This window comes from Shimazuella alba (genome assembly GCF_009831235.1).
GTDB lineage: Bacteria > Bacillota > Bacilli > Thermoactinomycetales > Thermoactinomycetaceae > Shimazuella > Shimazuella alba.
Genome location: NZ_WUUL01000004.1, coordinates 253,663 through 266,647 on the forward strand (window position 1 = coordinate 253,663; position 12,985 = coordinate 266,647).

General features: G+C 38.4%; 10 protein-coding genes and 2 other annotated features. Of the genes, 7 read left to right on the forward strand and 3 right to left on the reverse strand.

Features of this window, described 5'->3' with window-relative positions; genetic code table 11:
• Positions 1–267 precede the first annotated feature (267 nt).
• On the forward strand, positions 268–1,401 hold the full coding sequence (locus GSM42_RS08140; protein ID WP_160801049.1) for a slipin family protein: 1,134 nt from the start codon (positions 268–270) through the stop codon (positions 1,399–1,401).
• Positions 1,402–1,534: 133 nt separating this feature from the next.
• On the opposite strand, the gene GSM42_RS08145 is transcribed toward GSM42_RS08140, so the two are convergent.
• The gene (locus tag GSM42_RS08145; protein WP_237446526.1) at positions 1,535–4,168 is read right to left on the reverse strand and encodes a valine--tRNA ligase; all 2,634 of its coding nucleotides are present in this window, start codon (positions 4,166–4,168) and stop codon (positions 1,535–1,537) included.
• Positions 4,169–4,244: 76 nt separating this feature from the next.
• Positions 4,245–4,502: a binding site (T-box leader), on the reverse strand.
• A gap of 77 nt (positions 4,503–4,579) precedes the next feature.
• The gene (locus GSM42_RS08150) at positions 4,580–5,416 is read right to left on the reverse strand and encodes a sulfurtransferase (RefSeq protein ID WP_160801051.1); all 837 of its coding nucleotides are present in this window, start codon (positions 5,414–5,416) and stop codon (positions 4,580–4,582) included.
• Positions 5,417–5,563: 147 nt separating this feature from the next.
• On the opposite strand from GSM42_RS08150, the gene GSM42_RS08155 reads away from it, so the two are divergent.
• From GSM42_RS08155 to GSM42_RS08175, 5 genes are all read left to right on the forward strand, one after another.
• Complete coding sequence (locus GSM42_RS08155) at positions 5,564–5,920, forward strand: hypothetical protein (protein ID WP_160801052.1); 357 nt, start codon at positions 5,564–5,566, stop codon at positions 5,918–5,920.
• A 488-nt stretch (positions 5,921–6,408) separates the two neighbouring features.
• Positions 6,409–7,626, forward strand: a complete 1,218-nt coding sequence (locus GSM42_RS08160) for a 4-hydroxybenzoate 3-monooxygenase (RefSeq protein WP_160801053.1) — start codon at positions 6,409–6,411, stop codon at positions 7,624–7,626.
• A 62-nt stretch (positions 7,627–7,688) separates the two neighbouring features.
• Complete coding sequence (locus tag GSM42_RS08165; protein WP_160801054.1) at positions 7,689–8,210, forward strand: chorismate pyruvate-lyase family protein; 522 nt, start codon at positions 7,689–7,691, stop codon at positions 8,208–8,210.
• 71 nt (positions 8,211–8,281) lie between these two features.
• Positions 8,282–8,526, forward strand: a binding site (T-box leader).
• A gap of 54 nt (positions 8,527–8,580) precedes the next feature.
• Entirely contained in the window at positions 8,581–10,173 is a 1,593-nt protein-coding gene (locus tag GSM42_RS08170; protein ID WP_160801055.1) for a 2-isopropylmalate synthase, read from the forward strand.
• Entirely contained in the window at positions 10,170–10,640 is a 471-nt protein-coding gene (locus tag GSM42_RS08175) for a YbaK/EbsC family protein (RefSeq protein ID WP_160801056.1), read from the forward strand. Before GSM42_RS08170 ends, GSM42_RS08175 begins: the two co-directional genes overlap by 4 nt.
• Before the next feature lie 495 nt (positions 10,641–11,135).
• Here GSM42_RS08175 and GSM42_RS08180 read toward each other — a convergent pair whose 3' ends face one another.
• Positions 11,136–11,507, reverse strand: coding sequence for a hypothetical protein (locus tag GSM42_RS08180; protein WP_237446513.1), 372 nt, complete (start codon positions 11,505–11,507; stop codon positions 11,136–11,138).
• A gap of 422 nt (positions 11,508–11,929) precedes the next feature.
• Here GSM42_RS08180 and desA point away from each other — a divergent pair, with 422 nt between their 5' ends.
• Positions 11,930–12,949, forward strand: coding sequence for a Delta(5) desaturase DesA (gene desA, locus GSM42_RS08185; RefSeq protein WP_160801058.1), 1,020 nt, complete (start codon positions 11,930–11,932; stop codon positions 12,947–12,949).
• Positions 12,950–12,985: the final 36 nt, after the last annotated feature.

The window sequence follows — 12,985 nt, forward strand, 5'->3', positions numbered from 1 at the left end:
CTACTTTTATAAACCTTTCTAGTAAATTCTTATGCATCTGTTGATCGTTGACAGCAGCACCAAAATAGAAGCCTTGTAGTGGACGGATACCGGGCAAGATGATGCTATTTTTTACATACGAGCATCTTTCTTAGACTTTATAGTTTTTTATGGATAAACTCTAGGGTTGATCCGTGTGTACGAGTAGATGAGACTTGTCCTTAAGTTACACTCCGCTAATATTTTGGAAGGATTTCTAGGAAGGTTCAAATTTTTTGAGGTGGTACGATGCTACGAGTAATGATAAAAAATGATGAGAGAGGACTTCTTTTTAAGGATGGAAACTATGTAAAGTGTTTGCAACCAGGGAAGCATACTCTAAATCCATTTGTGAAATATCATGTTGTTACTGCAGATGTAAATCAGATTTTTGATCCAGTAGATAAAAACATTAATACTTATATAGAAGATGTGGAGCTGCAAAAAGAACTTACTGTGATAGATGTGCAAGATTACGAAATTGCGATCCATTTTGAAGATGGAAAACTTGCAACTGTATTAAAAGCGGGTAAATATGCATTTTGGAATGTTCTAAAAAAACATGACTTTATTATCATAGATAGACGAAATCCAGAGATTGATCCGAAGATCGATGTTTCAGTTTATAGTCATCCGAAGCTCCATGAGTATGTTGTTCATCACCATATAATGAGTCATGAACAAGGTATTCTCTATTATGATAATGTGATACAAAAGATCCTCAAGCCAGGCAGGTATTTCTTTTGGAAGAGCCCAGTTCAAGTTACTGTTCAAATAGTAGATTTTAGACAACAACAAATCGATATGACAGGACAAGAGATCATGACGGAAGATAAAATTTCCATGAGGCTCAACTTTGTCTGTCATTATAAGATCACAGACCCACTTAAGGTAATACAGATCAAGTCGTATGAAGAACAGATTTATATCATACTTCAGTTGATTCTAAGAGAATACATAGGGACATTAAAGCTAGATGAGCTGTTATTGAAAAAGCAAGAAGTAGGTAACTATGTATTGCAAAAACTAAAAGAAAAAGGCAGTGATTTTGGTATCGAGTTCCTTTTTGCTGGTGTAAAAGATGTTATTTTGCCTGGAGATATTAAAGAAATTTTAAATACTGTACTCATCGCTGAGAAACGTGCGCAAGCGAATGTAATCACGAGAAGAGAAGAGACTGCTTCTACAAGAAGCTTACTCAATACAGCAAAATTAATGGAAGAGAATCAAACACTTTACAGGCTGAAAGAACTGGAATTTTTAGAGAAAATATGTGATAAAATCGGCAATATCTCTTTGACTGGTGGTGGGAGCTTGCTTGAACAGCTCAACACTTTATTAGCAAGAGGACAGAGCGAGGACAATGACAAGGTGCAGTTTTGATAACCAATTCGTAACGGACTTATTTAAACTCCTAACTAGATAAGGAGTTTTTTATTTTTCTACCTCCAAACCCAATTTCCCTCGAATTTGAATATCAAAATATAAAAAAGGATGGAAGAAAACCCATCCTTTTTTAGCTTTGAAGTTCTGCTAAGCGAGCTTTTACTTTTTCTTGTTTTTCGAGGTAGTCTTTTTCTTTGTTGCGTTCTTCTTCTATCACATGAGCAGGTGCTTTACCAATAAAGCCTTGATTAGACAGTTTCTTTTGGACTCGATTTACTTCTGCATCCAATGTTTTTAGTTCTTTTTCTAAACGATTTAATTCTTGTTGGATATCGATGAGTCCTGCTAGTGGTAATAGGATTTCTGCGCCTGTTACTACTCCACTTATCGTTTTTTCTGCAATAGTAATATTGGAATCAATGGTTAAACTTTCTGCGCTGCACTGTTTGCGAATCCATTGTTCTCCTTCTTGAAGGTCATGTAAGGTATTTTCATTATCTGGTTTGATAAATATGTTGATTTTTTTACCTAAAGGAGCATTTACTTCGGCACGAATATTTCGAACGCTGCGAATAACATCCATATAGAGTTTCATTTGGTTTACCGCTTTAGGATATTGGTAGTTTTCTTTGGATTCGGGCCAACTAGCAACTACGATACTTTTCCCTTCATGGGGTATGTTTTGCCAAATTTCTTCAGTTACAAACGGCATAAATGGATGCAATAACCGCAAAATGTTGTCGAGTACATAGCAGAGGACGGAGCGAGTTGTCTGCTTTGCTGTTTCAGCATCTCCATAAAGAGAGAGTTTGGCAAACTCGATGTACCAGTCACAGAATTCATCCCAAACAAATTCATACAGGATTTTACCTGCTTCATTGTAGTGATAACTATCTAGTTGCTGGGTTACAAGTGTAATGGTTTCTTGTAATCTTGTAAGAATCCATTTGTCTGCGGTATTTAAGGAACCTGATAAATCGATATCCTCATAACGAAAATCATTTAGATTCATCAATACAAAACGAGAAGCATTCCAAATCTTATTAATGAAATTTCTTGCTGACTCCACTCTTTCCCAGCGGAAACGTAAATCTTGTCCTGGTGTTGAACCAGTGGAGATCATAAATCTCATCGCATCTGTACCGTATTGATCGATCACTTCCAAAGGATCTATACCATTTCCAAGGGATTTGGACATTTTGATCCCTTCTGAATCACGAACCAATCCGTGTATGAGTACGTCTTCGAATGGTTTTGTGCCTTTAAATTCCAAAGCGGTAAATATCATCCGGGCTACCCATGGGTAAATAATGTCATGACCAGTGATCAGCACACTGTTTGGAAAATAACGGTTTAAATCAGTTGTTTCTTCAGGCCAACCCATGGTTGAAAATGGCCATAAGGCAGAACTAAACCAAGTATCAAGTACATCTTCATCCTGTGAAATGTTCGAGCTTCCACAGTGAGAGCATGAAGTAGGATTATCCATAGATACGGTTATTTCTTTACATGTATCGCAATGCCAAGCTGGAATCCGATGTCCCCACCATAATTGGCGTGAGATACACCAGTCGCGAATGTTTTCAATCCAATCCACATAAAGCTTTTCAAATCGTTCAGGTACAAATTGAACTTTGTCTTCCCCTTTTTGTAGCGTTACTGCTCGCTGGGCTAGTGGCTTCATTTTTACAAACCATTGGGTAGATAGATATGGTTCGACTACTGCACCGCTGCGTTCACTATGACCGACAGAGTGGATATGCTCTTCTATTTCAACCATTACTCCTGATGCTTGAAGATCTGTTGTGATTTGTTTGCGTGCTTCAAATCGATCCAACCCTTTGTATTTGCCTGCATTTTCATTCATGGTTCCTGATTCATCCATCACGACAAGTTGTAGTAGATCGTGACGTAGACCCATTTCAAAATCGTTAGGATCATGTGCAGGAGTTATTTTTACAGCACCGGTTCCAAATTCTTTATCTACATACTCATCTGCAATAATCGGGATTTCTCGATTAGTTAAAGGTAGCTTTACCATTTTTCCAATCAGATTTTGGTATCGTGCGTCAGCTGGATGTACTGCGATAGCAGTGTCTCCAAGCATCGTTTCTGGTCGCGTGGTGGCTACTTGTATATATCCAGAGCCATCAGTAAGTGGGTAACGAAGATGATGAAGGGCTCCTTTTACCTCTTTGTGGATAACCTCAATGTCAGAAAGTGCTGTGCGTGCTACAGGGTCCCAGTTAATAATGTATTTTCCACGATAGATTAAGCCTTTTTGATACAGATCCACAAATACTTTACGAACAGCCTGAGACAAACCTTCATCCATTGTAAAACGCTCTCTGGAGTAATCCATCGAAAAGCCCATCTTGCTCCATTGTTCGTGAATGATAGATGCAAAATGATGTTTCCATTCCCATACTTTTTCAAGAAATTTTTCTCTACCAAGATCATGTCGGGATAACCCTTCTTCTCTCAGTTTTTCTTCTACTTTGGCTTGTGTTGCGATCCCAGCGTGGTCCATTCCAGGAACCCATAATGTATCAAAACCTTGCATGCGTTTCATTCGTATTAAGATGTCTTGCAATGTGAAATCCAAAGCATGACCCATATGCAGCATTCCAGTTACATTTGGGGGTGGTAATACAATACTAAACGTTTCTTTCGTTTTATCTTCTGAAGCCTTAAATAGTTCATGATCCAGCCAAAATTGATACCTGTCTTTTTCAACCGATTTTGGATCATATTTTGTCGGCATTGTGATTTCCTTACTTGTGCTTTCCAAATGAAGAACCTCCCTGAATCCTTTATAAAATATAAAAAATCCCTTCATCTCAAAGGACGAAAGGATTAGTTCGCGGTACCACCTTTGTTAGCAAAAGTGTATGTGTAAATTTGCACACTCTTACTCACTTGAACCTGTAACGTAGGTAAACGGCTCCAACTACTAATCAAGTTTGTTTGAATTTGGCGGGAGCGACTCTGGAGTGACATTCAACAGATCATATCCCGAAGAATCTCACAGCTACCAATTTGGCAGATTCCTCTCTCTGTGGGTTTTTCTGTTTACTCTTCTCCGTCAAAGTTTTTGCGTATAGTAAGTACATTTTACTGAACTATAAATTAGAAAGCAACCTCATTATAGGATAAGTATTTTAATAAACATGAACTAGTTTTCTTTCCCTTTGGCAACCGGATTATCAGGATAAGATATCCAATCACTCCAGCTCCCTGCATATAGCTTTACATTTTCAAATCCAGCTTCTTGGAGTGCAAGCACATTTGGAGTTGCTGTGATTCCAGAGCCGCAGTACACGATAATTTCTTTTGCAGAGGGGATCTTTTTGAAGTGCTCTTGCAGTTGTTTCGATGAACGGAAGTGACCGTTTTCATCTTTTGCATCTTTCCAAAACGAATGAAGAGCATTAGGGATGTGTCCAGCTACAGAGTCGATTGGCTCGGTTTCGCCTAGGTATCTCTTCTCTTCACGAGAATCAATGATAGCAGCATCTGGATGAGTCAGTTTTTGTTTCACTTCTTCCATGCTCACCAGCATTTGTGGTTGAAGGAGTGGAACAAAGGTAGATGGTTTTCGCTCACAGGTTTCATTGGTTACTGGGTAGCCTAACTTTTTCCATTCGCTAAAATTACCATCCATTACAGAAACTTTTTTATGTCCAACATAGGTAAGTAACCACCACAGACGAGAAGCCATCGCACCATCTTGGTCATCGTAGGCGATAACATGTGTATTGGCATTTATCCCAGCATTCTGGATCGTTTGGACGAGTGTAGAGATTTCAGGTAAAGGGTGTCTTCCTCCGTGTTTTTGTACGGAGGCTGAGAGATCTTTTTCCAAATCAAAATAAACGGCACTTGGAAGATATTCCTTTAATGAAGCTTTTCCATTTGATTGACCAAGGATAAAACGGCAATCAGCCAATACGACATCTGAATTATGTAAATGATCTCGTACCCAGTTCATACTAACAATGCGATCTGTCATCCATTCACATCCTTTTTCTTTCATAGAATCAAAATAAGTAAATTTTTATCATTTTAATAATATTACCATATGACAAAACAATTCGCCTTTGATAACATAAAGATTAGCATACAGCAGGCATTCCCAATGCGCTTTCTAGGAGAGACGATGACTTCGGTCTTCAGCAACATCAAGGTCAACAACGGCTGTGCGACCATCGGCGGTGGCTTCGAGTTCGAAGGTGTCAAGGGAATCATGCACAAGGGTGATTTCCTCCCGGGTGGCCTCCCCGGCCGCATTCGCCTGGCCACGGAAGACTTCCGCGAGGTCAAGAGGGGAGAGACGCAGTACTTCGCCATCCTTCCCAGCAATGGAGCCGAGAGGGTGATCCTCTTGCTTGAGACTTTCCTGCCCGGCGAGTACGTATGTATGCAGGTCGGTGATCTCCGCATCGCAGTGGAGATCGTTGGGAACACGCTCAAGATCGCGAGTGACAAGCTCAACCAGCTCTTCCGGATCCTCTAGGATCGCAACGGTTGAGTGCGGCTTATGTGCCTGTGACCAGTTAATCATGGACGGATGTCCAATTACTTGGTTGCAAGACTATCGACCAGTCGGTAGTCTGCACGCTAATAATATTCCCAATATTCATATTAATATTGAGCGATTTCTTCGGTGCTCTCGTATGGAAAGACATCACTATAAAATACGTGTTTATAAAGAATCAATAGCAAAATAAGATGTTTCTATTAATTACAGCAATCTCCTATTTATAATGGATTTTTCTTTTTTGTTTAGTATGAGATATCAAATAGTATTATTTAAAAAAATCATAATATACAGTATAATATAAATCATTCAAATTTAATTATAGTATGATGTCAAAACCAAAATAAGTTCGTAACGATAACCTTGTACAATTAGTAAACACGAAAAGTCCCACGATTTTATCTTAAGTTGATTAGTTGAAATAACAGATTGAGTTTTCTAGGGAGTTTAGGAGGTTCTAGTAAATGATGAACTCACGGTCACTCTTGAAACATATTTCTACTCAAGCAGCAATCGTTGGTGCAGGCCCTGCTGGTCTCGTTTTAGCTCTATTGCTACAAAAAGAGGGCATTGATTGTGTCGTTGTGGAACGACAATCTCGAGCTTATGTAGAGTCTAGGGCTCGAGCTGGTTTAATTGAACATCAGATCGTGGAACTTTTAAGAAAACATGGTTTTTCAGAAGGGATGGATCTGAACGGAGTACCTCATACTACGTGCGAATTTCGTCATGGTGGCCGCAGATACATGATTCCATATGGGGATCACGTTCATGCATCTCATTTTGTATACCCTCAGCAGTTTATCGTACAAGATTTGCTCCAGTTATTTATTTCTCGTGGTGGGATAGTATTTTTTTCCCATCCGGCAGTCAAGATAGAGGGTTTAGAGAGTGATCGAGCAGTAATCACTTGTACTTCTTCTGAAAACTCCGTATTAAAAGTAGAGTGTGATTTCATTGCAGGATGCGATGGGTTTCAAGGCTTGTGCCGTTCTTCTATTCCTTCTACTGATACAAAGATTTTCAGCAAACAATATGGAATTGGATGGTTAGCGATCCTTGCGGAGGTGCCATCCTCGACGAAAAAGCTTGTGTATGCCCTGCATAAATCAGGGTTTGCTGGGCAGATGCCACGAACCTCTCAGATTACTCGTTACTATTTGGAGTGTCCCCCCAATGATCAACTATCGAATTGGTCCGATGACCGTATATGGAGTGAACTGGGCAAACGCCTAGCTGTGGATGGGGATGAAAACTTAATCCAAGGTCCTATTGTAGAAAAAAGAGTTCTCAACATGCGCAGTGTGGTGATGGAGCCTATGCAGTACAAAAGACTTTTTCTTGCTGGGGATGCTGCGCATATTATCACTCCAGTAGGAGCAAAAGGCATGAACTTAGCAATTTCAGACGCTGATGTTCTTGCCAATGCACTTATTCACTATTTTCGAAGTGGAGACGAAGTGTTATTAAGAGAGTATTCCCACGTTTGCCTGCCACGAGTGTGGAAGACCCAAGAGTTTTCAGATTGGATGATACGATTGATCCACAGTAACGCAGACAGCGACCAAAATAAGGATAAAGATTTTTCCGATCGGTTGCGTCAAGTTAGACTAGAAAGGTTACAGCAGACCGATACATATGCAAAATTATTTGCAGAGAGTTATGTAGGTCTAAAACAGTAAATGATATAGCTTAGAGCTCTTCAAAGTAGCTATGCTAAATTTAAGTGGAAAGAAGTGGGCATATGGAGAATTTTAATCAACTTCACTTAAATAGAATTGGAAATCTCATTGTTCAGACAACTTCATCCATTACAAAATTAATTGAAATTCTTTACGAGGTTCAATTAAAAGTAGAAATTATAAATCAACAAGAGTTGAGCGAATGTCCAAAGCTTATGAAAAGATATCATAAGGAACAGCTTGAAAAACCTGTATTACGAGAGATTTGTTTGGTAGACGATCATTCTCGAAGGTACATATTTGCAGAGACGCTTTTTTATAAGGAAAATATCACTAATGATATCAGCGATGAGCTTTATGGTACGGACATACCTATAGGGAAAATTTTAGAAAAAAATAAACTGGAATATTATCGAGAAATTTTAGATTATGGCATTATTCAAGACTCTATTATTGCCAAACATCTAGGGTTGAATGATGATGATTGGCTGATTTACAAAGTTTGTAGTACAAGACATCAAGGGGAAAATTTATTTTTAATTTGTGAATATTTTCCCATTGATCGACTGGAGCTTTCCTCATAATTCGTAATCGATGAATAAAAAATAATTGACAAGAGGAAATAAAAGATATATTATTGCACATAATCGAATAAGTGTATGCAAAGATTGGAAATAGTAAAAGGAAGCAACAGCTTATTAGAGAGCCAATGGTTGGTGGAAATTGGTAGCTTTTGTCCTTTGAACTCATCCATGAGCTACTCCCTGAAATTTCTGAGTAGGGGATGTCGGTCTTCTACCGTTAAAAAGATAGATAGTGTTTGCTATCGAAAACGAGTGGATTAATCATGTTTGGGTTAATCAATTAGAGTGGTACCGCGAGCAAAGTCTCGTCTCTATTTATATATAGAGGCGGGGCTTTTTTTAATATAAAAAAATGAGGAGTGTATGTGATATGACAAGGAAAATTTGGGTATTTGATACAACTTTACGTGATGGAGAGCAAGTCCCAGGGGCAAAACTAAATCTGTATGAAAAGTTAGAAGTAGCTCAACAACTGAAAAAATTGCAGGTAGATATTATCGAAGCAGGTTTTCCTGCGTCTTCCACTGGTGACTTTCAAGCAGTTAAAGAGGTTGCATCCAAAGTTGGCAATACAGATGACATCATCATCACTGCATTAGCTAGAGCTGTCAAAGCGGATATCGATGCAGTTTATAACAGTGTAAAGGTTGCAGTAAATCCATTGATACATATCGTTCTAGGAACTTCTGACATTCATGTAGAGAAGAAGTTTGGAAAATCCAAAGATCAAATTCTTGATATTGGAGTAGAAGCAGTCAAATATGCGAAAACACTGTTGCCTGAGGTTCAGTACTCCACAGAAGATGCATCTCGTTCCGATTTCGAGTATTTATGGTCTACGATTGAAGCCGTAGTAAAAGCAGGAGCAACGATTATCAATGTGCCAGACACAGTCGGATTTGCTGTCCCAGAAGAGTTCGGGGAATTGATCTTTAAAATAAATGATCGATTGAAAAACTTAAATGACAAAGTATTGTTGAGTGTTCACTGTCACAATGACTTGGGTATGGCTACAGCCAATACTTTAGCTGCGATAAAAAATGGAGCGGATAAAGTAGAATGTACGATCAATGGAATAGGGGAACGTGCAGGAAATGCTGCTTTAGAAGAAGTGGTTATGGCACTACACACTCGATCAACTGTTTATGGTGCACATACTAATATCAATAAGAAAGAAATTATGAATACATCTCGATTGGTCAGTAGTTTTATGGGAATCGATGTGCAGGTAAACAAAGCGATCACAGGTGGCAACGCATTTGCCCATTCTTCTGGTATCCATCAAGATGGCTTGTTAAAATCCAGAGATGCATATGAGATTATTAGTCCAGTAGATATTGGACTGGATGACATGGAGTTGGTTTTAACTGCTCGTTCTGGTCGTCATGCGGTGAAGAATGCACTAGAGAAACTAGGGTTTCAATCTCTAACGGCTGAGCAATTTGAGGGGATCTTTCAAGATTTCTTAGCATTAGCAGATGCTAAGAAAGAAGTATATAATCACGATTTATATGTTCTAGTAGAAAATTACTATGCTAAAAACGAAGAGAAGCAAGATGTGACTTATAGCGATTATTTCTATGAACTGATTGATCTACAAGTAATAAGTAATACAACATTCCCTTCTGCTAGTATCCATATGAAAAAAGGAAATGAAGTATTGAAAAGTAGTAGCGTTGGCACAGGTCCTATTGATGCTCTTTATTCTGCTATCACAGATGCATGTGAATTAGAAGTTAAATTGGTCGAATATCACATTAGCAGTGTGTCTAGAGGGAAAGAAGCATTGGGGAAAGTAAAGATACAGGTAGAATACAAAGGTCAAACCTATACTGCGAAAGCAACTGAAACAGATATCATGAAGGCAAGTGCTTTGGCTTATATCAACGCAATTAATAGTATAGTTGTGGAGAACTTACTTGTGGCAAATGAAAGGAACGAAAGTATGAGCGGCCTAGCATGAATGAAAAAGTAAAAGCGGTCCAGCAAATATTGCATGACATTGGGCATTCTAGCAATATCGTCACATTGCCTGAGGATGCGCATACAGCAAAAACAGCAGCTGCTGCAATCGGGTGCTCAGTTGCCCAAATCGCAAAATCGATCATATTTAAGTTAGAGGCACCTAATACGGCTTTGTTAGTAGTCGCAAGTGGGATAAATAGAATTGATGAGAACAAAATAGAGAGCATAATAGGCGAAAAACTAGCCAAAGCAAATGCTGGTTTTGTCAAAAAGCAAACAGGTTTTGTTATTGGTGGAGTAGCTCCTATTGGGCATAGTCATCCACTGAAAATTTTGATAGATGAAGATTTATTGCAGTATGAGACAATCTGGGCAGCAGCAGGTCATCCCAAAACAGTTTTTCAAATGGCTCCTGATGAATTGATAAGGATGACTGATGGGAAAGTTGTAGAGTTAAAAGAATAGAAAAAGAATAGATACAAAAATGATTTTACTATTTCGGAAGCTATATTTGTGATGGAAATCTAAGCATCATAGGTTTCATCTTTCGTCCAGCAAGCAATATTTTAATAAAGAATTGTATTTAGGTCGAATCAGTTTCCAATGGATCGGGCTGCTTGGTATTCAATCGTTTTAGAAAATTGAACTGAGTTGGAAGACCCCTTTTAAAGCATTAGCAAAGTATTCGACGAACAAACCGATTCTAGAGCAAGAGGCATTTGATGCTGGTATAAATCAATAATGAAAAGAGGTTTTCTCAGATATGAGGATAACCTCTTTTTTTATGGTTTGAGAAGGAATCATGAATCATAAATCATCATTTTGGATCATCCATTTATTCTCTATAAGGAAATAGGAAGAAGTGATGGGAATAAAAAATCAGATGGAGCCCCTGCACAAGTAGTGTAGGTGCAGGGGGACACATATTTCAGGTGTTTCGTAGAGAAGATACAAGCGGGCTTAGCCCTTCTTGATTAGCTGCTCGTCGCGGATCTGATACTTCTGAGGATCGAGCCTGTTGAGGAACACAAACTTCCGGTTCTTCTTCCATGTGGGGCAGTTTCCCGGTTCCCCAGTGTAGATAAGACCGTTGGGGGTGTCAAACTCATGGCCAGAATGATGTACTCCTTCAGTAGGACGAAGGTTCGGGTAGGTGTGGCAGATGATCTTATCAATCCGATCTTCGAATGCATACAACTCGAATTGGCAAGCATTGTCCGATCCGTCAGGGGAGACGATACAGAAAATCCAGTTGAATGGCGAGATCGGTTCGAGTATCGGATTGTTGTCGCTTGGAGCTACGTACTCGAACACAGTCACCAGCCTCTTCATGTGAAACTCCTGTTCCATGTGGATATACTTCAAAAAAAGTGTAGCTTTTGTCTTATTCATAGTCAACAAAAGAGAGGGGTGTATACCCAATTACTGTGTATTTAATATGCTTAGACTCTATTGAACAAAAGAAACTTGTCTTGAATTAATTATCTTATACCTAATAGAGTAAAATCATATGTTATTACTCTATCTATATAAGCAATTGGATCTCTTTTTTCTCAAAGGTAGATATTCTAAGATATTTTCTTCGTAAAAAAGTGGTTGCATTATTCTATCTGATAGAGTACTATAAATGAGAATTACTCTATGAGGAAAAGTAATTCGACTGTGAAAATGTTTATGTAGGAAATAGAGGCAAATAAAAACACAGAAGAAAATTAGCAAAAGTAAAAATTATCTATGATTTTGGAGGTCTTCAAATGTCTGAAAGCAAAAATAAAAATAATTGGCGACAAATGATCGCGCCATATGAACAATCCAATACAAAGCGCAGTATCTGGCAATTAATCAATACTTTTGTTCCGTTAGTATTATTGTGGTATGCAACGTATTGGAGTTTATCGATTTCTTACTGGTTAACTTTACCTTTGGCAATCGTAACCGCAGGTGTCCTTGTGCGTATTTTTATTATTTTCCATGATTGTTGTCATGGTTCCTTCTTTTCCAATAAACAGGCAAATAGAATTGTGGGAACGATAACGGGGATTTTGACATTTTGTCCTTATGATCAATGGAAGTACAGCCATTCTCGCCACCATGCGACAAGTGGAAATTTGGACAAGCATGGAGTTGGAGATATCTGGACGCTAACAGTAGAAGAGTATCTGGAATTACCGAAATTAAAACGAATCGCTTATCGCTTATATCGGAATCCGATCGTGATGTTTGGACTTGGTCCTTCGTTTATCTTCTTAGTGAACTATCGATTTAATCGAAAAGGTGCAAAACAAAGAGAGAAAAATAATACGTATCTTACTAATATTGCTATTGTCGGGTTAATCGCCTTCTTTTGTTGGTTGATTGGTTGGAAAGCATTTTTACTAGTTCAAGGTCCTATTTTTCTGATTTCCGGTTTAGCAGGTGTTTGGTTGTTTTATGTTCAACATCAATTCGAAGGTGCTTATTTTGAAAAGGACGAAAACTGGAACCATGTAGACGCAGCTTTACAAGGAAGTTCGTTTTATAAATTGCCTCGTATCTTGCAATGGTTCACTGGTAATATTGGGTTCCATCATATCCATCACTTAAGTAGTCGTGTACCAAACTATTACTTGGATAAAGCGCATAAAGAAAATGAATTATTCCAAGATGTAGCACCTGTTACTTTCTTTTCTAGCTTTAAATCTCTTCGTTTCCGTATTTGGGATGAAAATCGAAAAAAATTGATGGGATTTAGCTACATTAAAAAATTTCTCCAAGCCAATAAGCTAAAAGGTTAACAAATCATGTCTTTTCATTCTGCTAATCGTTACTAT